A 23,166-nucleotide genomic window follows, 5' to 3' on the forward strand; every position below is an offset into this window, starting at 1 on the left:
TAACAATAACTGACATAGATCAAATGAAACTGGCCATTCCCGGGCTACAAGAACTCAACAAGTCATCTTTATAAAGACTAACGCTCAATCTGCTGCCACTGCTGTTTTAACCGCTTTTCCGACACTATCACCCGGGTGCCTAACTGCTGAGCAAACAAGGAAACCCGGTATTCTTCAAGCATCCAGCGATATTCTTCTAATGCGTCACTGTATCGGTTATGTTTTTTATCCAGCTCAACCCGACCCTGGTACTTCTTATAAAGCTGCTGTAACTGCTCACTTAGCATCCGCTGCCTGGGCAATTCCCGTTGATACTTCTCCAACCGAACCTCTATCCCTTTCAGATAGCGGGGATACTCCTGTAGTTGCTGACTGGAAACTTCGATCAGAAACCCTTTATAAACCAGACTTTCCAACTGCAGGCGAATATCGGAGAGTATTGTGACCGCCTGAAGGTTAACAGAACCTGAAAGCTGCTTTAGAATACTGTGATAACTTTTTGCAATCTCTCCCAGCAACTTAGCCCACTGCTCTGCTTTATTACAGTATTCAGCCCTGTATCGGTTTAAGCGATCTTCAAACGCATTCTGAGAGTAGATCATCTCTGCTTCGCTTAAAAAATTAGCCAGCGCCGCGCTATGTAGGCACTCATCCTGTAACTGGTTTTTATTCTGCACTTTCCCTAAGAAGATCGCAGTCTGCTGAAACCCAGGCAGCTTATTCTTAACGAAGCGCAGCTGTTCATTTAACTGCAGCATAAACAACCGAGCCAGACCTAAGCGATTTTGCCTGACGGCCATCGCCCGATCTTCAAAGACTTTCAGTTCTACACTCTCACCACAGTCCTGAAGACCCGGATAGACCTCAAGTTCAAGACCTCCTGCTTGCTTCAGTTTTATCTCTTTAGGCAAGTCACCAAAATCCCATGCAGTAATTCCTTTGCGCCCCCAGCTTTCAGAAGGTGCTTTGGTTAACGCCTGCCTGGCCTGAGAACCAAAGCCCTGCTGCAAGGCTTGCAGATCTCGCCCCTCACTAACCGTACTACCTTTCTCGCCCTTCAACCGAATATTAACCCGGTAGTGATCATCCAATTCGACAGCGTCCAGATCATCCCGGCTAATTCTGACCCCGGTCTTCCTCTTCAGATGCAGCGCCAGCGCCTCGTTCAAAGAACCTTCAGCAAAGATTGCGGCCTCAACAAATCCATCTACATAGTCAGGGATAGGTACAAAATTTTTCCGCAACGCTTTGGGCAACCCTTTTAGCAGTGCGACACATTTCTCTTTCAGCATCCCCGGCACCAGCCATTCAAGACGCTCCTTAGAGATCTGATTTAGCAACACCAGCGGCGCCTGAAGCGTCACCCCATCATCTTTAGCACCAGGTTCGAAGTGATAGCCGAGCTTCAGTTTGGCGCCATTCAACACCAGTTGCTCTGGATAGCTGGAACGGGTGACGTGTTCAGCAGAGCGCTGCAGCAGATCCTCTTCCTGCATAAAGAGGATCTTCGAGTTCTGTTGTTCTACCCCTTTACGCCATTGTTCAAACCCGGCGCCGTTGACGACACATGTACTCTTATCTGCGCCGTTATTATCTTCAAGCCGCAACGCGTAAAACTCTGCCAGGGTATCTTCATCTACCAGTAGGTCACGTCGTCGGGTTTTAGCTTCAAGATTTTCAATCGAGTTCAGCAGGTTACGATTATGATTAAAGAACTTACCCTGTGTATTAAATTGCCCCTCGACTAACGCACTGCGAATGAAAATTTGCTGGCTCACTTGTGGATCGATACTGCCGTAATGAACGGTTCGGCCGGGCACGATAATCAACCCATAGAGAGTGACCTGTTCCTGGGCAACCACCTGAGCTTTCTTTTTCTCCCAATGCGGTTCCAGATAGGTTCGTTTAACCAGGTGCTTTGCCAAAGATTCAGCCCAAAGCGGATCGATACGGGCTACCATTCGGGCGTAGAGTCGACTAGTTTCCACTAGCTCAGCTGCCATAATCCATTTCGGCGCTTTCTTAAACAACATAGAACCAGGAAAAATATGGAACCGCCGGTTACGGGCTCCAAGGTACTCTTTATTCTCTTGTTTAAAGCCCATACTCCCTAATAAACCAACTAATAGGGATTTATGCAGCGATTCATAACTCGCTGGCTGAGTATTCTCTTTATAATCAAGGTTACGACAGATCAGATGCAACTGACGATGCACATCCCGCCATTCCCGCATCCGCATATAGGACAGGAACTGTTTCTGACAGTATTTACGCAGTTGATTCTGAGTCAGCTCCTGGCGCTGTTCCTCATAGAGGTTCCAGAGATTAACCAGGGTAACGAAATCTGACTCTTCATCGGCATATTCACGATGCTTTTGATCGGCGGCCTGCTGTTTTTCCATCGGCCGTTCGCGAGGGTCCTGCACACTCAGCGCACTGGCAATAACAATCATCTCTGCCAGGCAATTATTCTGTACCGCAGCCACCAGCATTCGGCCAATTTTAGGATCAACTGGCAGACGACTCAGCTGACGACCCAATTTAGTCAGGTTGCGTTTTTCATCGACAGCACTCAGCTCTTCCAACAACTTAAAACCATCGTTGATATATCGGGAGTCTGGTGGGTCAATAAAGGGAAACTGATCAATAGCCCCGAGCCGCAGGTTTAACATCTGCAGAATAACCGCTGCAAGATTAGTTCTACGAATCTCAGCATCCGTAAACTCAGGACGAGCGATAAAATCGTCCTCAGAATAGAGCCGTATACAGATACCTTCGGCTACCCGGCCACAGCGCCCTTTACGTTGATTTGCACTGGCTTGAGATACTGACTCTACCGGTAAACGCTGTACTTTGGAGCGATAGCTATAGCGACTGACGCGAGCCATTCCCGGATCAATCACATAGCGAATACCCGGCACAGTAAGCGACGTTTCAGCGACGTTAGTGGAGAGTACAATTCGACGCCCTGCCCCTCGTGCAGAAGAAAATATTTTGTTCTGCTCCGCCACGCTAAGTCTTGCATAAAGCGGCATCACTTCGATATGCCTTAGGCGGCCCTGCAGCACCGCTTTACGTAGATATTCCGCCGCCTCTCTGATCTCCCGCTCACCACTGAGGAATACCAGGATATCGCCGACTCCGGTTATACCCTTGCTGCGCTCCAGCCGCACCAACTCTTCAGCTGCAGACACTATCCCTTCAGGAATGCTTTTTTCGCTGCCTTCATCCAGATCTTCAAGGGGACGATAATGCAGTTCAACCGGATAAGTACGACCGGAAACTTCGATCACTGGGGCATTATGGAAATGCTTTGAGAAACGATCAAGATCGATAGTAGCAGAGGTGATAATAACTTTGAGATCGGGTCGCCTGGGCAATATTCGATGCAGATAGCCCAAGAGAAAATCGATATTCAGACTACGTTCGTGAGCTTCATCAATAATAAGAACTTCGTAACGATCCAGATAACGATCATTCTGAGTTTCCGCCAGCAGAATACCATCGGTCATCAACTTGACCATGGTGTTATCAGCAACTTGTTCGGTAAATCGCACCTGATAACCAACGGTACTACCTAAAGTGGTTTGCAGCTCTTCAGCGATTCGGTTTGCGACGGTTCTGGCGGCAAGTCGGCGGGGCTGGGTATGACCAATAAGCCCCACTTTACCCAATCCCAGCTCAAGACAGATTTTGGGTATCTGAGTGGTTTTACCCGAGCCTGTTTCACCCGCTATCACTACGACCTGATTTTCTTTGATCGTTTTAGCAATCTCTTCACGACGACCACTAACCGGCAGGTCAGGATAGTTAATTTTCTGGCCGTATTCCCGTTTGGCGACACGCGCTTCAGAACGGTTCAGCAGAGCCTCTACTTCATCCTTTAAATGATCAGCAGGCTTTTGCTCTTTCAGGCGACGCTGCAATAGCTGAATTTTTTTTCGAATAGAGAATCGATCGGCGATCAGACAGTTATCTAACCGGGAGTAGAATTGCTTGATAGTGGCAGTCACAGTTGAGTTTTCAGATTAAAGGAATTATTAGAGATCAGGAGTGACCGAAACAGCGGCTCAGAGGCTCTTGCACCCCTTCCCGAAAGACAATCATCTCGCCGGTCTGCAGCTTACGCCACTGTTCGTTATCTGTCAGTGGTTCTGTTGTTATTACCGTCACAATATCGTTCGGCGTGGTTTCTTCACCGAAATCGACCGTCAGTTCAGCATCGGTTAACCGCGCACGACCAAAAGGCGCTCGCCGGGTAATCCAGGAAAGCTTAGTGGTGCAATATGCCAGTAGATATTCAGATTCGGTCAGCAGCATGTTGAACACACCTAACTCACGCAACTGATCGGCACAGCAATGGATCAATTCGATCACGTCAGAAAAACAATCAGGCCGTTGAGGAAAACGTTCACGCACCTGACCCAGCAGCCAGCAGAAAGCGTATTCGCTGTCGGTGGTGCCTACCGGTTGATAGTGAGTCAGTGGCAGATCAAACAGTTTCGGATCAAGCTGGCCGTTATGGGCGAAGGTCCAACAAAAGCCCCAAAGCTCCCGGGTAAAGGGGTGGGTGTTTTCGAGACAGATGCTTCCCACATTGGCCTGACGAATATGGCTAATCACGGTTTTACTTTTGATCGGATGGTTCTTGATCAGCTGGGCGATCTCGGAATCACAACTGGGTGCTGGGTCATGAAAAACCTGCAAGCCCTTGCCCTCATAAAAGGCAATACCCCAGCCATCTTTGTGGGGCCCAGTCTGACCGCCACGCTGCATCAGGCCACTAAAGCTAAAGCAGATATCAGTGGGGACATTGGCGCTCATACCAAGCAGTTCACACATTGTTTACGCCGATTCCTCTGCAGTCGAAATAGTTACTTTATTTGGTAAAGAATCGATGGCGTCGATACCCGACTCTATCTGTGGTGCATGCTCGATCATACCGACTTCTTTCATGCGACGTTCGCCGATAAAGTTACCTTCGGGATGTATTGCCATGATTTTACTCACCACCGTCGCAACCACTTTACCGCCACGGTCTATCTGCAATTCATCACAAGTAACTTCGCCTTCAAGCAACCCGCATACAGTGATGTAGTTAGCTTTAATAACCCCATGCACATGGCCGTTCTTGCCAATTGAGATATTATCCAGAGAAGAGATATTGCCTTCAAAAGCCCCGTCAATATGCATTTTTCCGACAATGCTCATATCACCACTAAACTTATTACCTTCAGCAATGATGGTTATTGCTGAGCCGTTTGCAGTGCCTGATTTAGCGGATACAGTTTTTGTAAGGAAGCCCATTTTACACCTTTGACATTTGAAAACAGTGAATCAAAATTACCTATATTCCATGCCACAAATGGCTCAGGATTAATCGCTCTATAAAGGTGGCGCACTTCGTAATGTAAGTGCGGCCCCGTCGAGGCCCCAGTGTTTCCACTCAAACCTATCAGCTGTCCCTTGCTAACATAAGATCCGCTTTTAATTTTTAGTTTACTCAGATGGGCATAATAGGTTTTAAACCCGAGCCCATGTTGAATAATTATCAGATTACCAAAGCCACTGGCCTTATTAAACCCGGCATACTCAACCGCACCATCCGCTGTGGCGTAAACAGGCGTGCCAACTTTAGCTTTAAAATCGATGCCATTATGCATCACCCGCGCTTTGCGTATCGGATGCATTCGCATGCCAAATCCATCATTAATACGCAGCCCGTGAATAGGTTCGCCATTAGGTACCAGGCTAAGAAAAAATAAACGCTGATTAGTCATCACCGTCAACTCATCTGCACGATCACTAGTCATCTTCTCTGAAACGGGTAATCCTAAAAGATCTTCTAAGCCGTAGAGGCTGGCATCCAGCGTATCATTCAGCTCACCAATGCGCAGATTTTCCTCCTGCAGCTGATCTCTCTCAACTTTTAGTTGTAGTAAGGTTTGTGAGAGTTGATCTAATTGTCCTTTCTGCAGTTCTTGAGTGCCTAGCGTTTTTTCATACTCGTTAGAAAGAGAATCAAGAGAACTCTCGTACTCACTTGAGATAGAATCAAGGGTGTTTTCATACTCGTTAGAAAGCGAATTGATGCCTTGTTCCAGATATTCCAACTCATCAGATGTTTTAACCAGTAATAAGTTTGAAACGAAAAAACTACAAACCGACATCACTAAAAACAGGGCAAGCAGATACCGAGCCAGCTGGCCCAGAGTATACTGACGGGAACCCCGTGAAGTTGTTAATGTGATAAGCAGCTTTTTCTGCAACATGCCCTACAAACCGAAATTCAAGTAAATAAATAACGGTGAAATATACCTTCATTGAGGGCAAAAGTCATAAAAACGACATCAAAAGTCCACCATTGTATGACCTGAATCCGCTTAGGATTAGCTCTCACCCTTATCTGAGCCACCAATAGCAGGAGCTGCGGCAAGAATCCGATCAGCCAGCCGTGAAAATGGCAGACTCTGAACCCAGACGGTCCCGGTTCCAGAGAGTGTCGCCAGCCACAGACCTTCGCCACCCAGGAACATCGACTTCAATCCTTTCACCATCTCAATGTCGTACTCTATCCCTTCACTGAACCCGACCAGACAGCCGGTATCTATTCGCAATGTTTCGTTGTTCAGTTCTTTTTTAACCACCGTGCCGCCGGCCTGAATAAAGGCCATGCCATCACCCTCAAGCTTCTGCAAAATAAACCCTTCGCCACCAAAAAAACCCGCCCCCAGCTTACGGGAGAAAGCAACGGACAGACGAGTCCCCAGGGCAGCACAAAGAAACGCATCTTTTTGGCAATACAACCGTTCACCGACCTGGGCCATATCGATAGGGACAACCATTCCCGGATAAGGTGCGGCAAATGCAACTTTACGTTTCTGGCCCCCGCTGTTTGAAAAGTGGGTCATAAACAGTGACTCACCTGTCACCATCCGCTTGCCGGCAGAAAACATTTTCGAGAACAGCCCCTGATCAGGATCAGCACCATCACCCATCTTCGTTTCAAAGCCTATATCCTGCTCCATATAGTTCATGGAACCCGCTTCAGCGATCACCGTTTCACCGGGATCCAGCTCGACTTCCAGCATCGGCATCGAATTACCAATAATTTCGTAATCTACCTTGTGACATTTCATTGCGTTCTCCCTATCGATCTATTCGTATCTAACCTACCAGCTGCTTTAGCACTGGCAACAAAAACGCCAGCGTAATCACTGAAAAAATTGTAGTTACCATAATTGTTGCCGAGGACAGTGTCACCCGGGTGTTATATTGCTGAGCCAGAACATAGACCATCGCTCCGGTGGGTAATGAAGACAATAGTACCGCACTGGCGGTCCAATACGGGTCCAGGTTCAACAACAGCGCCAGGCCCCAGGTTGCCAACGGATGTATAATCAATTTGACCAGGCTCAACCAAGCCAGATCAAAGCCCGCTCGACGAACCTCCAGCCCACTCAACGACATCCCCAATGCAAACAACGCCACCGGTGCTGCCGACGGAGCAAGCATATTCATCGGGGTAATAATCGCAGTGGGCAAGCTAATACCTGAAACAGAAACCAGCATACCCAGTATCGGCGCCATCATCACAGGGTTTTTCAATAGCGCTTGTACCACTAAGGCTTTCAGTTTTTTCAACACCCCGCCATCATTGTTCTGCAGTTCAGACATCAGCGCCAATATCAGGATAAATACCAGATTACTAACCAGGGTTGCGATAATAACCGGCAGTGTGCCACGGTCGCCAAAGAGGAAATAAAAGATCGGCACACCCATATAAACGGTATTTGCCCAGGCTGAATTAAGCGCAATAACGGTCCAGTCTAAAGGCGCCTCGAGTTTCAATCGACGCCAACCTAAAAAAGCCATCATCACAGCGATAACGGAACCACCCAGATAAACGGCAATGAAGTCCCAGCGCAGCACCGTCTGAATATCAACGGACGCAGTTGAGGTAAACATCAGCGCCGGTACGGCGATGTAATACACATAGCGATTCAATGCAGAAGCACTGGACTCTTCCAGCAAGCCCGAACGGCTACACCACCAGCCCAATACCATCAGCAAAAAAACAGGTATCACAATATCAAACAGCAGTTGCATCAGCGTTTCTCAAAAAAAGATAAAAAATAGCGAAATTGTTATCAATGTTTCACTAATGGGCTAGAGCCTTTAGTTCTATCCGATGATAAGTTAACTCTACTGACTGCACTACCTTTCATACACAATAATAAAAAAATACAGAAAATATAAAGGACTCAAACATGAGTAAAAGAGAAGTTGTAGTACTCAGCGGTGTGCGAACTGCGATTGGCGGTTTCGGCGGCAGCTTGAAATCTCAGAACCCTTGCGATCTGGCCAGTACCTGTGTCAGCGAAGCCGTATCTCGCTCCGGTGCAGCAGCCGAAGATTTTGGCCACAGTGTATTTGGTAACGTAATTCACACCGAGCGACGCGATATGTACCTTGGCCGGGTTGCAGCCGTCAATGGTGGACTCCCTCATGAAACGCCAGGGGTCACGATGAATCGCCTCTGCGGCAGTGGTCTGCAGGCGATCATTTCGGCTACGCAGCAGATTGAACTGGGTGTCTGTGATGCTGCTGTCGCTGGTGGTGCAGAAGTAATGAGTAAGTCTCAATACTGGATGCCATCCGCTCGCTTTGGCCAGCGCATGGGAGACGGAGCAATCGTTGATGCGATGGTGGGTGCACTAACCTGCCCGTTTGATGATACTCACATGGGTATCACCGCTGAAAATATCGCTGAGAAATGGCAGATCAGCCGTGAAGATCAGGATGCTCTGGCGGTCTTAAGCCACAACAACGCAGAACGGGCAATTACTGAAGGGCGCTTTAAAGAACAGATCGTCCCGATTGAGCTTAAATCACGTAAGGGTGTCACCCTTTTCGATACCGATGAACACCTGCGCTATAGCTGCACCCCTGCTGACATGGAAAAACTCCGTCCGGCATTTAAGCGCGACGGCAGTGTTACCGCAGGTAATGCATCCGGTCTTAATGATGCGGCAGCAGCTGTTACGCTGATGGCGGCTGAAACGGCTGAAGCCAAAGGCCTGAAACCTATGGCTCGCTTGGTTGGTTATAGCTTTGCTGGTGTTGAACCTAAATATATGGGTATCGGTCCGGTTCCTGCGGTTCGCAAACTACTGGCTGATGCAGAGCTTAGCACCGGAGACATCGATGTCTGGGAAGTCAACGAAGCCTTTGCCGCTCAAGCACTGGCAGTCTGTCGTGACCTGGAACTACCGATGGAAAAGGTCAACGTCAATGGTAGTGGTATCTCTCTGGGCCACCCCATCGGCGCGACTGGCGCTATCATCACCGTAAAAGCACTGTATGAACTACAACGCACTGGCGGACGCTATGCGGTTGTGACTATGTGTATCGGTGGCGGTCAGGGTATTGCTGCGCTGTTCGAACGCATGTAATCATGCACCCCTTAAAAAGCCCGCGGCCGCAAGACCAGCGGGCTTTTTAATATGAAAAATCTGCTTAACCCCACCATTTTGGCACCTGATCGGTGTCGATAGTTTCTCCTTCCTTTATCATCAGACTATTATTAAAACGGTAAATAAACGACAGGCGCGGTTATGTTTCCTCTCTCGCTCTATTTTTCAGCACAGCAGGTTAAATGGTCTGCTAAGCAACTGTGGAACAATATTCCAGCCCATTACTGTATTGAAGAAGCAGCATTGGTGCCTCAGTTACTGGAGCTGGTACAGCCAGTTGACCCAAAACACCGTAAGGTCGCTACCGGCTGGATAAAAACCATCCGGGAAAACAGTGAAAATCAGCTCTATCTAGACCAGTTTCTAAAAACCTTCAGCCTGGAAACAGAGGAAGGAATACTCCTGTTGTCACTGGCAGAAACTCTATTAAGAGTGCCTGACCAGAAAACCGCTGACGCTCTGATAGAAGACAAGCTCAGCTCTGCTCAGTGGCAGCTCTACTTTGACCCCAATAACTCTATTCTGCTCAACACCAGCGTCTGGGGACTGGCCCTTAGTCAACAGTTAATAGACCCTCAAGCTGGACCGGATTCGATCTTTAGCCGGCTGGTTGAGCGGATCAGTCGACCGGTCATCCGTAAAGCCCTGACCCAGGCTATGAATAACCTGGGAGAGCGTTTCGTCTTTAGCCCTGATATACAAACAGGACTTGCCCGCATCCATGACCTGGGTCGTAACCAGACTTGCTCATTTGATATGCTCGGGGAAGCGGCGGTAACCGGGCAAGATGCAAAGCGCTACTTTAGCGCCTATCTGGAAGCAATCGAATCCGTGGCAGCACAGAACCTCGAAGAGCGGCCCGCTGCCTCAGTTTCGATTAAACTTTCCGCCCTGCATCCACGTCTGGAACCTCTCAAATCAAACCATGTTATCGATGAAGTCGTACAACGCGTGCTTCACCTGCTAGTAGTTGCCAGAACAGAGAATGTACCTATAACCATCGATGCTGAAGAATGCAGTCGACAAGAACTGACGCTGCAGATTTTCGAAGCTTTACTGCGCAGTGATATATGTAAAGACTGGGGAGGGCTTGGCATTGCGGTACAAGCCTATTCTAAACGCGCCCTGCCAATTCTCGCCTGGCTAAGCTTCATCGCGCAGGAGCTGCAAACAGCTATTCCTGTACGGCTAGTTAAAGGCGCCTATTGGGATACAGAGATCAAACAGGCCCAACAACAGGGTCTTAGTGACTATCCTGTTTACACCCTGAAGCAAGCGACCGACCTCTCTTATCAGGTGTGTGCTCAATATCTATTGAGCGAACAGTGTCCATTGCTAAAACCGCAATTTGCCAGCCACAACGCCTCGAGCATCAGTCAGGTCATCAGTCTTTCACAACAGAGTAGCAAACCGCTCGAGTTTCAACGTCTGCACGGCATGGGAGAAGCGCTCTATGAAGAGATTCTTAGCCAAAACACTGAAGCCCGGCTAAGAGTTTACGCGCCGGTAGGTGCTCATCAGCAACTGCTTCCTTATCTGGTCCGCCGGCTACTGGAAAATGGCGCGAACAGTGCGTTTATTTTGCAACAGTTTGATTCGAGTATAAGCCCTGAGCAGTTAACTGAAACCGCATCGGAGCAGCTACAGGCACTGGAACTGAAACGAAACCCAGCTATTCCTCTGCCAACCGACCTGTACCAGCCAAACCGGGAAAACTCTGCTGGTGTGATACTGGATTCCCAACAGCAGGTGGCACAACTGTTAGAAAGAATCGAACCTTTTATGGATCACCAGTGGCAAGCTGCAGCGCTGATTAATGGAGAAGCCGTCCGATCCCAACCGGCAATAACCACCGTTTCACCTTTTGACCTGAGCCTACCAACCGGCCAGCTATTTAACGCTACTGAAGAGGATGTGCGGGAAGCCTACGCCGTCACCCGGGCAGGTTTTATCAACTGGAACAACCGTCCGGTCACCGCGCGAGCGATGATCATCAAACGTTTCGCCCTCTTACTGGAAGAACACCGGGAGGAGTTAATTGCCCTGTGTCTGCGTGAAGCGGGTAAAACCCTTAAAGATGCTATTAATGAAATTCGCGAGGCGATCGATTTTTGCTATTACTATGCCCATGAAGCAACCACCCGATTAATCAGCCAACCGATGCCATCAGTGACCGGTGAAGAAAACATTCTGAGCTATGAAGGCCGGGGCATTTTCGTCTGTATCAGTCCCTGGAACTTTCCGCTGGCCATCTGGACCGGTCAGGTAGTCGCCGCACTGCTAGCGGGTAACTCAGTCATTTCCAAGCCAGCCAGTAGCACCCCACTAATCGCCTACCGGGCAACCCAGTTGCTGTTAGACGCCGGCGTACCTAAAGATGCGATAGCGCTTCTTCCGGGGCGTAGCCAGGAGATAGGTTCACAACTCACCAACGACTTTCGTCTCTCTGGCGTTGCTTTTACAGGCTCTACCCGGGGGGCAACTGAGATAGTTCGCCAACTAGCGCTTCGAGAAGGCGCTGCAATCGTCCCCTTTATTGCCGAAACCGGCGGACAAAACGCCATGATCGTCGATAGCACCGCCCTGCCGGAACAAGTTGTCAGAGACGTAATAGAGTCAGCCTTCAATAGCGCCGGCCAGCGCTGCTCGGCATTACGGGTTCTTTACCTTCAGGAGGACACTGCAGATCAGATTGAAGCGATGCTCATAGGGGCTATTCATACCCTGAAAATTGGCGATCCTTCTGAGATAGATACCGATATCGGCCCTATTATTAACATTAATGCTTTGCAGGCGCTACTTGGCCATATAGAGCATTGCCGGGAACATAGACGATTACTATTCGAAGCTGAGTTGAAAGAACAGTACAACTCTGGCTATTTCGTAGCTCCGACACTAGTCCGACTACATACCATCGATGAGCTCAGCGACGAACATTTCGGCCCGGTTCTGCATATCATCCGATATCAGGCGGACAACCTTGACCGGATTATTGAGGAGATAAACCGTACCGGTTACGGCCTCACTCTGGGAGTCCATTCCAGAAATAACCAGACTATCAACCATATCTGCAATCACGCCAGAGTGGGCAATATATATATCAACCGTAATCAGATTGGAGCCATTGTCAGCTCTCAGCCTTTTGGTGGTATGGGACTGTCCGGCACCGGCCCGAAAGCCGGTGGACCAAACTATCTGATGAGCTTTGCTCAGGAAAAAACCTGCTCAACCAATATCAGCGCAAATGGGGTTAATCAGCAGCTACTTAACCAAAGCTACCAGCGCTAATTGTTAGCCTCTGATCAGGCGGATACGGCCTGTACCAGACGATAGCAAGGCTGATATTCCTCATAGTTTATTTTCATCCGACGCTGTTCAACAAAGGAGGCCAGCAAAGTATCCAGCGCCTCCATCATCTCTGTCTCGCCACTGAGTTCAAACGGGCCATGCTCTTCAATCGCTCGAATACCTGGCTCTTTCACATTGCCCGCAACAATTCCGGACAACGCTTTTCGCAGGGTTGCCGCCAGCAGGTAATCGGGCTGATCATAGACCAAATCCAAACCAGCCATATTTTCATGGGTCGGCTCAAACGGTTGCTGAAACTCAGAGGGAATATGTAACTGCCAGTTAAAGTGAAATGATTCGCCGGTCGCTTTCCTGTACTCAGTCACCCGCGCTAAGCCCGCTTTCATTTTAACGGCGACATCATAGGGATCACCCACAACAATCTCATAAAGCTCTGCGGCTTTATCACCTAAAGTCGCCCGAATGAATCGATCTACCGTTTCAAAATACGCTTCACTGCCTTGAGGCCCGGTAAAAATAAATGGGAATGGAACATTAATGTTTCGCTCATGCAACAACACTCCCAACATATAAAGAATCTCTTCGGCGGTACCTGCCCCTCCCGGAAAGACAATAATGCCATGTCCCAAACGCACAAAAGCCTCAAGCCGTTTCTCGATATCGGGCATAATTATCAGTTCATTGACAATCGGATTGGGAGACTCAGCGGCGATAATCCCTGGCTCAGATACGCCGAGATAACGGGCATCGGTCACCCGCTGTTTAGCATGCGCAATAGTGGCGCCTTTCATCGGCCCCTTCATCGCTCCGGGACCACAGCCGGTACAGACACTAAAACCACGCAGGCCCAGCTCATAACCAACCTGTTTAGTGTAAATATATTCATCTCTACTGATCGAATGGCCACCCCAGCAAACCACCAGATTAGGTTTGATATGCGGCTCTATCGCACTGGCATGACGTAAGATATGAAACACCATATTGGTGATCTGTTCACCTTCTTCTAACCCATCGCAGCAGATATCCAGTTCGTCCACAACATAGAGCAGATCTCGAAGCACTGAGAACATATGTTCACGGATACCCTGAATTATCTCTCCATCAACAAAGGCACTTGCGGGTGCGTTGATCAGCTCCAATTGGACACCCCGGTGCTTATGGCTCACCCGAATATCAAAATCTTTATGCTTTTCCAACACTTGCTTGGTGCTATCTAATTCACTGCCGCAGTTCAACACCGCCAGCGCACACTGTCTGAATAATGGATATAAGCCCGCCTGATTGCGATCCTGCAGCTTAGCTACTTCATGTGGTGAAAGCGTATCAAGACTATCAAGCGGCGTAATATTTGCCGATACAAACTGTTCTGTCATCATTGTCATGCCCCTCTATGCAAATACCCCAGCACAGGAACGATTCCCAGCTGTAAACAGGGCTTAGCGGATCCATCCATAGTAGATTTGACCCCACTAAAAAATATAAAGTTCAGGTTACAATATAGTTAGTTTTTTAACTCTACTCCAATAACCCGTTGATAAAAAAGAATTAACCTCTTATCAAAGCATCCACAAACAGCGGTAATTCGCGGCTTGCAGGGCCATATATATGTCGATCAAAAGCAGATTGAGTTTTCGATGGTTCCAGGTTTATCTCTATTGTTTCAGCCCCAACACTGTTAGCCAATTCAACAAAACCGGCTGCTGGATACACATGCCCTGAGGTACCGATGGAAATAAACAGATCGCAATGCTCTAACGCATCATAGATAAGCTCCATCTGCATCGGCAGCTCACCGAACCAAACGATATCTGGCCGAAGAGTTCCAGCCCGATCACAGCAGCTACAACGCAGATCCGGCTGCACCGAGTGATGATTAGGAAACACCTGACCCGAAGTAGTACAACGCAGATTAAGTAGCTCTCCATGCATATGGATCAGATTTTCACTTCCCGCCCGCTCATGCAGGTTATCAATATTCTGAGTGACCAGCAGAAGTTGACCAGAAAACGCCTGTTCCAGCCGGGCCAGAGCCTCATGGGCCGGATTCGGACGAATATCTGGTTGTAACAGATGCTCACGGCGTTGATTGTAAAAACGATGTACCAGCTCAGGATCTCTAATAAAAGCTTCCGGCGTCGCCACATCTTCAATTCGGTGATCTTCCCATAATCCATCGGCTGCGCGAAAGGTTCTGATACCTGACTCTGCCGAGATTCCCGCACCGGTTAGAATAACAATATTCTGATATTGCACTGGTTAGTTCCTCAAAAATGGTAACTCATGGGTTTTATCCTACGCCAACTTCTGCTTAACTAACCATACAGGCCGGAAAAATTTCCGGTAGCTGTAAAATTTAGTCGTATCGAGAAGGAAACCCGAATGAGTGCTGATAAACTCTATATCCTCGACACCAATGTTTTACTGCATGACCCAAACTGCCTGTACGAGTTCAAGGAACAGGATGTCGCTATCCCGATGACTGTCCTGGAAGAACTGGACAACATCAAAGACCGTAAGCAAAGCGTGGCACAGGAAGCCCGACACGTTATTCGCGCTATCGACAATATCTTAAGCGTTGCAACGCCCTCTCAAATTCTAAAAGGGGTACCGATTCTGGTACCTGGAACAGAAGACGCAACCAAGCTGGGCAAGCTAAGCATCTTCCCCGATCACGAACTAACTGCCCGTCAGGGTTTTCTGCCTGACAACAAAAACAACGACAATCATATAATCAATTGCGCTCTGCATCTGCAAGGCAGTGATCCTCACCGTGAAATAATCCTGGTTACCAAAGATATCAACATGCGCCTTAAAGCGCTGGGTGCCGGACTTCAGAGAGTAGAGGATTACCGTAAAGACCAGCTGGTTTCCGATCTGGACTTACTGCCTTCTGGCCATCACCATATCGATGGAAGTTTTTGGGAAAAAGTCGAAAAAGTTAAAAGCTATCAGGAAGGGGCCAACACCTATCACAAAATCACCCCTGACCTGCTTCCTGAAGCCTATCCCTGTCAGTATATCTATGACGACTCAAAAGACTTTGCTGCCCGGGTAGTCTCAGTTAATCACGAAGAGACCATACTGATGGATCTGGGGCATCAAAAGCTGATGCAACAGGAATGTTGGGGTATAAGCCCGATCAACATCTATCAGGCGTTTGCTATGCAGTCGATTCAGGACCCTGATATCGATCTCTGCCTTCTTAACGGTGCAGCCGGTTCAGGTAAGACCCTGATCGCCTTAGCCTGTGCTTTGGAAATGGTGATTGAAGAGGGCCGCTACAATAAAATTATTGTCACCCGCTCTACGCCACCCGTTGCCGAAGATATCGGCTTTCTGCCTGGCACCGAAGAAGAAAAGATGACTCCTTGGTTGAGCTCGATCCACGATAACCTGGAAGCGATGCATGAAGGGGATGACCGGCCTCAAAGCAGCATTAAATATGCTATTGAGAAGGCGAACATCCAGTTTAAGTCGCTTAACTTCATCCGCGGCCGAAGCATTCAGAACGCCATCGTACTGATTGATGAGGCACAAAACCTGACACCACAGCAGTTGAAGACCATTCTGACTCGCTGCGGCAAAGACAGTAAGATGATCTGCCTGGGTAACCTGGCTCAGATCGACTCAAACTATCTGACCCCGCTGACCTCAGGCCTGACCTACGTGGTTGAACGGTTTAAAGACTTTGAAAGCTCTTCAACAGTCCACTTAGAGGGCATCTTCCGTTCAAGGCTGGCAGAATACGCCGAAGAACACCTCTGATAACTATCCTGAAACAAATTCAAAGCCGCTACCCTGTAGCGGCTTTTTTCTTCTGTTAGTTTTGCTTGTTTATCCGGCGTCGCAGGCGCTAAACTGCAGCCATGATTCTACGACGCTGCTTTATCTTTCTGATCCGTATCTATCAATACCTGATCAGTCCATTCCTGGGACCTAACTGCCGGTTTTATCCCACCTGTTCCACTTATACCCTGGAAGCAATTGAAACCCACGGCATTCTGAAAGGTTGCTGGCTGGGGATCAAACGTATCGGTAAGTGTCATCCAGGACACCCTGGAGGCTTTGATCCGGTCCCGCCTTGTTGCAGCGACGAAGCACAACAGCCCGCCAAGCCCGATCCGCTTTCATCAAAACAGCCACCCACCGACTAAGGTTTTAGGTAGCCTTTTAATTGACCTGATAAACTAAGACAGCTATAGCTTAACTATCACGTATGAATTAGCTGTTGAAGTAAGGATCAGGATGTTTAGCTCGCTTACGGTTATTCTCATCATCTCTCTCTATATGGCGGTACTGTTCGGTATCGCACAACTGGTTGAACGACGTATAGCGGTTCGCGGTGAGGGATTCAAAAGCCCATGGGTCTATAGTATTTCACTGGCGGTTTACCATACATCCTGGACCTTCTATGGAAGTGTTGGTTTTGCCGCAAGTTCCGGTCTGCTATTTTTAGGTGTCTATCTGGGAGCAATTCTTGGCATCGTTTTCTGGTGGATAACCCTTAGGCGTATGGTCTTTGCCAAAGAGACATTTCGCATCACCAGCATCGCCGACTTTATCTCCACCCGATATAACCGCTCTGAAAGCATTGCTGCACTGGTCACCCTGATCGCTCTGGTCGGTGTTCTTCCCTATATTGCCCTTCAGTTAAAGGCTGTAGTCAGTTCATTTCAGCTAATTACCGATCACGAAAGTTCAACCATGGGCTGGGGGCTATCTGGTCTTCTCATAACCCTTTTTATGATCGCATTCACCATTATGTTTGGTATGCGGCGGCTTGACCCTACTGAACGTCATCAGGGGATGATGACGGCGCTGGCAGTCGAATGTGTGGTGAAAATAGTCGCCTTCATTTCCATAGGGCTGTTCGTCAGTTTTACTCTATTTGATGGTTTTGATGATATTACCAAGCGTCTTTTTGATCAGGGTTTTGAGCGGGTAATCAGTATCAGCAGTACTGAAAACTCAGGAGCCATGTGGCTAACCCTCGTCATCCTCAGCTTTGCTGCGATCCAGAACCTACCCCGTATGTTCCATGTCGCTGTCGTTGAAAATGCTAACCACCAGCACATCAAAACGGCAATCTGGGTGTTACCCCTCTATATGATTCTGATCAACCTGTTTGTTGTCCCTATCGCGGCAGGAGGCCTCTTGATGGGACTTCCGGAAGAGTCGGCAGACTTCTATGTGCTGCTGCTACCGCAAATGGCGGGGAATGATGGTTTGACACTGCTGGCGTTTATCGGTGGCTTTTCAGCCGCTACCGGAATGATCATCATCACGACCATGACCCTTTCGACCATGGCATCCAACCACCTGATACTACCCTTGCTTGAGAGAATGCCGGCCTGCAAATTTCTCAAGCCTTTCCTGTTGCAGATTCGCTGGTTACTGGCTGCACTGATTTTATTGGGTAGCTACGGTTTCGCCATCGAGTTCAGTGATTCTTATATTCTGGTTGCCATTGGCCTTATCTCATTTGTTGCGGTACTGCAGTTTTCCCCCGCCCTGCTTGGGGGAATCTTCTGGAGCCGAGGTAACAGTATGGGAGCTCTTTCAGGTTTATTAGCGGGCTTCCTCATCTGGACTTTCACCCTTATGATTCCAGCACTGGTTAATCAGGGCTGGATCTCTGACTCGATAATGAAAGAGGGCTTGTTCGGAATTGCATTATTGCACCCGGAAGCTCTTTTCGGATTAGAAGGTCTGGGGTCGATACCCCATAGTGTTTTCTGGTCACTAATTGCTAACATCGGCTTTTACATAACCGGCTCTCTGCTCTATAGCCCCCAGAAATCAGAACGCCATCATGCCACAGAATTTCTCTGTTCAATGAACCCGGCCCCGACCAAGAGAGCCCGCCCCACTGGACTGGATCGGTATATATCTCTCGATGACAAGCTCAATGAAGCTCAATCACTACTGGAAGGATACTTAAGCGCCGACAAAACAAAACAAGCCCTCGACCGTATTACCGAAGATCTACAAGTAACCGGTAAGAGCCATATCGCTATTTTAGAGCTACTTGAGTTCCATCGTATGCTAGAGCATGCGTTAGCAGGATCAATCGGTTCTGCCAGTGCTCACAAAGCGATGGAAACCAGCATCCGCTATAACAACCGTGAATCCACCGACCTCAAAGCGCTATACAGCCATCTGGTTATAGAATTAAATCAACAACACCTTCCAGGTCAAGAAAACCTTATCGAAAGCGAAACGGGAAGCCAGAGTTACGGCCTGATCAATAATCTGCAAAAAAAGATTAAGAAACATGAACAAACAATAAAAATGCAGGATAAACAGATTGAAGATCTAGAGGTGAAACTAGAATCGCGCTACCAGGAGATCTTCCACTATCGTCTGGAAACCCAGAAGATCCAACAGGAAAATGAAACGCTTAAACTGAAGTTTGAAAGCACGCTGAAGATAGAGAAAAACCTAGCCCCTGAAACAAAACTGGACTCAGATACAGGCCAAGATCTGGATACAAAGCCAAATCGTGAAGCAAAATAAAATACGGGAAAATAGGACTATTAAATCAGAGATGGGAAGCTAAAAAAAACAGCCGCTTCAGCGGCTGTTTTTTAATTACATAAGCGCTTATTCGCTATCTTGCTTATACTGATGAACATCCATCTGTGGATAAGGGATAGAGATGCCTTCCTGATCGAAGCGAAGTTTAACGCTTTCAGTGGTATCAAACATAACACCCCAGTAGTCCGCCGAGTTAACCCATGGACGTACGACGAAGTTAACACTGCTATCAGCCAGCTCAGATACAGCGATAACCGGTGCCGGATCTTTCAGAACACGCTCGTCACTGGTAACAATCTCTTCCAGCAGGGCTTTAGCTTTTTTCAGGTCATCGTTATAGCCGATACCGAATACCATATCCACACGACGGGTATCACGTGCTGAGAAGTTAACAATAACACCGCTGTAGATGTTTCCGTTTGGCACGATAACTTCTTTGTTATCACCGGTGCGCATAATGGTATTGAAGATACTGATATGCTCAACAACACCGTTTACGCCAGCCGCTTCAATAAAGTCACCTTCTTTGAAAGGGCGGAAGACAATCAGCATTACACCTGCAGCAAAGTTCTGCAAAGACCCTTGCAACGCCAGACCAATAGCCAAGCCTGCAGCACCTACCAGAGCGATCATTGAAGTAGTATCAACACCCAACTGATCCAGTGACGCAACAATTACCACCAACAACAGCAGCATATTGGCAATTGAAGAGATGAAGTTAACCAGTATCTCTTCCATCTCGCCTTTACGGAGAACTTTCCCCAGCATGTTGACTAAGAACTTTGCAACAATACGACCCACAATAAAAATTGCAGCAGCAAGTGCAATATTTATAGCCCATGGCAGTACGTAAACGTCAACGAATGACATATCCATTTATTTTTTCCTCTTTTCTCATAGAAACTGTTCTGCAGATGGCTCTAATTGCGTAAAAACGAACATTAACTGTCCTGCAGCGACCATCTGCCCGTGAATATCACACAAGCATAGTCAAAAAGTCCATTTAAAACAGTATTTTTCACGGTAAAATAGTCTTAATCTAATTGCCCCTTTAATCAGAAGTTTAAAATGTCCGAATCACCGGCCCAGACAGTGTTTAAACTGCGTGACTATCAGCAGGATGCGGTCGAGGCAACACTGACTCATTTTCGCATCAGCGATCAGCCTGCGGTGATCGTTTTGCCTACCGGTGCCGGTAAAAGTCTGGTCATTGCAGAGCTGGCAAAACTGGCACGCCGCAAAATTCTAGTGCTGGCCCATGTCAAAGAGCTGATTGAGCAGAACCACAATAAATACCTCAGTTACGGCCTTGAGGGAGGGCTGTATTCCGCGGGGCTTAAGCAAAAACAGAGTCATCATCAGGTAACCTTTGCCAGCGTACAGTCAGTCTCGCGCAATCTGCAGGACTTCGCCACCGAACATTCCCTGGTTATTATCGATGAGTGCCATCGCATAAGTGATGATGAAAACAGTCAGTATCAGAAAATTTTCTCACAGCTTAGAGAATTCAATCCTCAGCTTAAGCTTCTGGGTTTAACAGCAACCCCTTATCGAATGGGGATGGGCTGGATCTACCGCTACCATTACCGGGGGTTTTGCCGCAGTAGCGAGCCCCGGCCTTTTGAGCATTGTATCTACGAGTTGCCACTGCAATACATGATTAAACGTGGGTTTCTAACTCCGCCAACAATGATCGATGCACCTATCGCCCAGTATGATTTCTCGGCCCTGAACCCTAACCGTTTCGGCAACTACGCAGAAACTGAAGTTAATCAATTACTGGTCAGCCACCCCAGAGTCACTCGGGCCATCTGTGAGCAGATTATCGAGCTAGCCACTAATCGCCAAGGGGTGATGGTGTTCGCTGCTACCGTTAAGCATGCCCAAGAGGTTTGTAGTTATCTGCCAGCGCATGAAACGATGTTAATCACCGGCGGCACTGCAAACAGTGAACGGGATACGCTAATCCGTCTTTTTAAGCAGAAGAAAATCAAATACCTGGTCAATGTTGCGGTACTCACCACCGGCTTTGATGCTCCCCATGTCGACTTTATCGCTATCCTCAGACCAACCCAATCAGTATCACTGTTTCAGCAGATAGTCGGTCGGGGGCTCAGGCTTGCAGAGGGCAAACAGAATTGCCTGGTCATGGACTACGCTGGCAATGGTTTCGATCTTTTTGCACCGGAAGTGGGACAATCCAAACCGGATAGCAGCAGCGTGCCGGTTCAGGTGTTCTGCCCCGCCTGTGAATTTGCCAATATTTTCTGGGGTAAAACCGACGAAGAGGGGAACATTCTGGAGCACTTTGGCAGACGTTGCCAGGGAACCGTTATGCTCGAAAATGATTCTAAAAAACCTGGCAGCAAAACCCCGGATAAAAAAATACAGTGTGAGTTCCGCTTTCGTTTTAAAGAGTGTCCACAGTGTAATGCCGAAAATGATATTGCCGCCCGTAACTGTCACCAGTGTGACCACGCTATTATCGACCCTGATGATCAGCTTAAAGCGGCACTTAAACTGAAAGATGCACGGGTGATTCGCTGTGCCGGCATGTCAATGATTGAGACCAAACAAAAGCTAAAGGTGACATATCACGACGAACAGGGCGAGGAGCTAAGTGAACTCTTTGATATGCAAAACCCAAAGCAACGAAAGCGCTTCAACGACCTTTTTGGACGGCGTTTTCAACAGAGCACCCAACCTAAGGTATTCAAGACACTGGAGGCAGTATTAGCTGTGATTGACCAGTTTACCGCCCCAGACTTTGTGGTGGCGAGAAAGTCTGGGCAGTTCTGGCGCGTGCAGGAAAGAATTTTCGATTACCAGGGTAACTACCGTAAAGCGAATCAGCTTTAAGCCCTAAACTATAAGCCTTGAGCTGTAGCCCTGAGTTACAAACCATAAATTCAACTCAGGCTCCAACCACCCGCTCAGGTAACCAGCGTAACGAATCAAACAGCCCTTCTATTACTTTAAGTCGGGGGGTACTGCGATGCTGAATAAACTGCGTCGGCACTATCGCGATCTCATCCGGTAAAGATTCAAATTTCAAGCTGTCCCTATAGATCGACAGTTCCACCACATTCCGGGGCATCAAGGTTAAACCTAACCCCTGAGCGACACACCCCAGTATCCCTTCCAGGGTGCCAAGCTCACTCAATCCAAAGCGGTTACTCTGATAATCCCGAGACCATTGCAGTGCTTTGTTACGATAGGTACAGCCCTCACGAAACAGCACCAGGTTATCTGAAGGTTCGAGGTTTCGGGGCTGCACCAGCACCAGCTCCTGTTGAAACACATCCAGAGTAATCAGGTCTTTATGCTCAACAGGCCCACCGACAAAAGCGCAATCTATATGATGATCCAGTACCGACCGGACTAACTCCGCAGTCGTGGCTGCCGTAACTCTGGGCTGAAGTTTTGGACAGCTCGCTCGCAACGCACCCAGCATCTGAGGCAGATGCGTAGCGGTGAAAGATTCCATCGCACCAATCTTTATTTCAGCAGCACCTTTTTCAGACAGTCGAACAGCTACCCCGGCCTGGCGCTCCAGCTGCAATATCTGTTCAGCGTATTCCAGCAATATATTCCCTGGCCGGGTCAACTCCAACCCTCGACCTTTACGGGAGAACAGCTTAGTTCCCAGCTCCTCTTCCAGCCGCTGTATCCGGGTCGTAACATTGGACTGCACTGTATTCAGCTGCTTGGCAGCCGCTAGAATGCCCCCCTCTTTTGCTACCTTTTCAAAGGTTTTCAGCGCTATCAGTTCCATTTTCGGTTCACTCTAATCACACCCAAAACTCATTCTTAATTTGAGAACAATAGTATCTTTATAATTCGT

At 48.2% G+C, this 23,166-nt stretch carries 16 protein-coding genes; 6 read left to right on the top strand and 10 right to left on the bottom strand.

Annotation, left to right across the window (positions count from 1 at the left end; all coding sequences use genetic code 11):
- Positions 1-77: 77 nt before the first annotated feature.
- From hrpA to QZZ54_RS16790, 6 genes are all read right to left on the bottom strand, one after another.
- Positions 78-4,013 carry an ATP-dependent RNA helicase HrpA gene (hrpA, locus tag QZZ54_RS16765; RefSeq protein WP_290704582.1) on the bottom strand — a complete coding sequence of 1,312 codons (3,936 nt, stop codon included), beginning with the start codon at positions 4,011-4,013 and terminating at the stop codon, positions 78-80.
- A 34-nt stretch (positions 4,014-4,047) separates the two neighbouring features.
- Positions 4,048-4,842 (bottom strand): class II glutamine amidotransferase, encoded by a 795-nt coding sequence (locus QZZ54_RS16770; protein ID WP_290704585.1) that lies wholly within the window; start codon positions 4,840-4,842, stop codon positions 4,048-4,050.
- A 3-nt stretch (positions 4,843-4,845) separates the two neighbouring features.
- A complete protein-coding gene (locus QZZ54_RS16775; protein ID WP_290704588.1) occupies positions 4,846-5,307 on the bottom strand; it encodes a polymer-forming cytoskeletal protein in 462 nt (153 codons plus the stop codon).
- Positions 5,247-6,272, bottom strand: coding sequence for a peptidoglycan DD-metalloendopeptidase family protein (locus tag QZZ54_RS16780; RefSeq protein WP_290704591.1), 1,026 nt, complete (start codon positions 6,270-6,272; stop codon positions 5,247-5,249). Before QZZ54_RS16780 ends, QZZ54_RS16775 begins: the two co-directional genes overlap by 61 nt.
- Positions 6,273-6,389: 117 nt before the next feature.
- The gene (locus QZZ54_RS16785) at positions 6,390-7,139 is read right to left on the bottom strand and encodes a TIGR00266 family protein (protein ID WP_290704594.1); all 750 of its coding nucleotides are present in this window, start codon (positions 7,137-7,139) and stop codon (positions 6,390-6,392) included.
- 28 nt (positions 7,140-7,167) lie between these two features.
- Positions 7,168-8,109, bottom strand: a complete 942-nt coding sequence (locus tag QZZ54_RS16790) for an AEC family transporter (RefSeq protein ID WP_290704597.1) — start codon at positions 8,107-8,109, stop codon at positions 7,168-7,170.
- 161 nt (positions 8,110-8,270) lie between these two features.
- Here QZZ54_RS16790 and bktB point away from each other — a divergent pair, with 161 nt between their 5' ends.
- Together bktB and putA are read left to right on the top strand one after the other, a co-directional pair.
- Complete coding sequence (bktB, locus tag QZZ54_RS16795; RefSeq protein WP_290704600.1) at positions 8,271-9,455, top strand: beta-ketothiolase BktB; 1,185 nt, start codon at positions 8,271-8,273, stop codon at positions 9,453-9,455.
- Positions 9,456-9,617: 162 nt separating this feature from the next.
- Positions 9,618-12,764, top strand: a complete 3,147-nt coding sequence (gene putA, locus QZZ54_RS16800; protein ID WP_290704603.1) for a bifunctional proline dehydrogenase/L-glutamate gamma-semialdehyde dehydrogenase PutA — start codon at positions 9,618-9,620, stop codon at positions 12,762-12,764.
- A 14-nt stretch (positions 12,765-12,778) separates the two neighbouring features.
- Here the strand turns inward: putA and ppnN are convergent, their stop codons facing one another.
- Positions 12,779-14,161, bottom strand: coding sequence for a nucleotide 5'-monophosphate nucleosidase PpnN (gene ppnN / locus QZZ54_RS16805; protein ID WP_290704606.1), 1,383 nt, complete (start codon positions 14,159-14,161; stop codon positions 12,779-12,781).
- A 169-nt stretch (positions 14,162-14,330) separates the two neighbouring features.
- On the bottom strand, positions 14,331-15,038 hold the full coding sequence (gene cobB, locus QZZ54_RS16810; protein WP_290704609.1) for a Sir2 family NAD+-dependent deacetylase: 708 nt from the start codon (positions 15,036-15,038) through the stop codon (positions 14,331-14,333).
- A 126-nt stretch (positions 15,039-15,164) separates the two neighbouring features.
- On the opposite strand from cobB, the gene QZZ54_RS16815 reads away from it, so the two are divergent.
- The 3 genes from QZZ54_RS16815 (at position 15,165) to QZZ54_RS16825 (ending at position 19,301) form a co-directional block, all read left to right on the top strand.
- On the top strand, positions 15,165-16,550 hold the full coding sequence (locus tag QZZ54_RS16815) for a PhoH family protein (RefSeq protein WP_290704612.1): 1,386 nt from the start codon (positions 15,165-15,167) through the stop codon (positions 16,548-16,550).
- Between the two features lie 101 nt (positions 16,551-16,651).
- Positions 16,652-16,939, top strand: a complete 288-nt coding sequence (gene yidD / locus QZZ54_RS16820; RefSeq protein ID WP_290704616.1) for a membrane protein insertion efficiency factor YidD — start codon at positions 16,652-16,654, stop codon at positions 16,937-16,939.
- Positions 16,940-17,030: 91 nt separating this feature from the next.
- Positions 17,031-19,301: a hypothetical protein gene (locus QZZ54_RS16825; RefSeq protein WP_290704619.1), complete on the top strand. Its 2,271-nt coding sequence runs from the start codon at positions 17,031-17,033 to the stop codon at positions 19,299-19,301.
- An 87-nt stretch (positions 19,302-19,388) separates the two neighbouring features.
- Here the strand turns inward: QZZ54_RS16825 and QZZ54_RS16830 are convergent, their stop codons facing one another.
- Entirely contained in the window at positions 19,389-20,198 is an 810-nt protein-coding gene (locus tag QZZ54_RS16830) for a mechanosensitive ion channel domain-containing protein (protein ID WP_290704622.1), read from the bottom strand.
- A gap of 192 nt (positions 20,199-20,390) precedes the next feature.
- Between QZZ54_RS16830 and QZZ54_RS16835 the strand changes: the two genes are divergently transcribed.
- Positions 20,391-22,181 carry a DEAD/DEAH box helicase gene (locus tag QZZ54_RS16835; protein ID WP_290704625.1) on the top strand — a complete coding sequence of 597 codons (1,791 nt, stop codon included), beginning with the start codon at positions 20,391-20,393 and terminating at the stop codon, positions 22,179-22,181.
- Positions 22,182-22,236: 55 nt separating this feature from the next.
- Here the strand turns inward: QZZ54_RS16835 and QZZ54_RS16840 are convergent, their stop codons facing one another.
- Positions 22,237-23,097 (bottom strand): LysR substrate-binding domain-containing protein, encoded by an 861-nt coding sequence (locus QZZ54_RS16840; RefSeq protein ID WP_290704628.1) that lies wholly within the window; start codon positions 23,095-23,097, stop codon positions 22,237-22,239.
- Between the last annotated feature and the right edge of the window lie 69 nt (positions 23,098-23,166).

Source organism: Amphritea sp. (genome assembly GCF_016744155.1).
Lineage (GTDB): Bacteria > Pseudomonadota > Gammaproteobacteria > Pseudomonadales > Balneatricaceae > Amphritea.

What these genes read in the sequence shown, in the direction of transcription:
- putA (WP_290704603.1), top strand. Translation starts at nt 9,618, where the DNA reads ATGTTTCCTCTCTCGCTCTATTTTTCAGCACAGCAGGTTAAATGGTCT.
- QZZ54_RS16835 (WP_290704625.1), top strand. Translation starts at nt 20,391, where the DNA reads ATGTCCGAATCACCGGCCCAGACAGTGTTTAAACTGCGTGACTATCAG.
- QZZ54_RS16840 (WP_290704628.1), bottom strand. Translation starts at nt 23,097, where the DNA reads ATGGAACTGATAGCGCTGAAAACCTTTGAAAAGGTAGCAAAAGAGGGG.
- QZZ54_RS16815 (WP_290704612.1), top strand. Translation starts at nt 15,165, where the DNA reads ATGAGTGCTGATAAACTCTATATCCTCGACACCAATGTTTTACTGCAT.
- QZZ54_RS16775 (WP_290704588.1), bottom strand. Translation starts at nt 5,307, where the DNA reads ATGGGCTTCCTTACAAAAACTGTATCCGCTAAATCAGGCACTGCAAAC.
- QZZ54_RS16770 (WP_290704585.1), bottom strand. Translation starts at nt 4,842, where the DNA reads ATGTGTGAACTGCTTGGTATGAGCGCCAATGTCCCCACTGATATCTGC.
- bktB (WP_290704600.1), top strand. Translation starts at nt 8,271, where the DNA reads ATGAGTAAAAGAGAAGTTGTAGTACTCAGCGGTGTGCGAACTGCGATT.
- QZZ54_RS16830 (WP_290704622.1), bottom strand. Translation starts at nt 20,198, where the DNA reads ATGGATATGTCATTCGTTGACGTTTACGTACTGCCATGGGCTATAAAT.
- ppnN (WP_290704606.1), bottom strand. Translation starts at nt 14,161, where the DNA reads ATGATGACAGAACAGTTTGTATCGGCAAATATTACGCCGCTTGATAGT.
- QZZ54_RS16785 (WP_290704594.1), bottom strand. Translation starts at nt 7,139, where the DNA reads ATGAAATGTCACAAGGTAGATTACGAAATTATTGGTAATTCGATGCCG.
- QZZ54_RS16780 (WP_290704591.1), bottom strand. Translation starts at nt 6,272, where the DNA reads ATGTTGCAGAAAAAGCTGCTTATCACATTAACAACTTCACGGGGTTCC.
- QZZ54_RS16790 (WP_290704597.1), bottom strand. Translation starts at nt 8,109, where the DNA reads ATGCAACTGCTGTTTGATATTGTGATACCTGTTTTTTTGCTGATGGTA.
- yidD (WP_290704616.1), top strand. Translation starts at nt 16,652, where the DNA reads ATGATTCTACGACGCTGCTTTATCTTTCTGATCCGTATCTATCAATAC.
- QZZ54_RS16825 (WP_290704619.1), top strand. Translation starts at nt 17,031, where the DNA reads ATGTTTAGCTCGCTTACGGTTATTCTCATCATCTCTCTCTATATGGCG.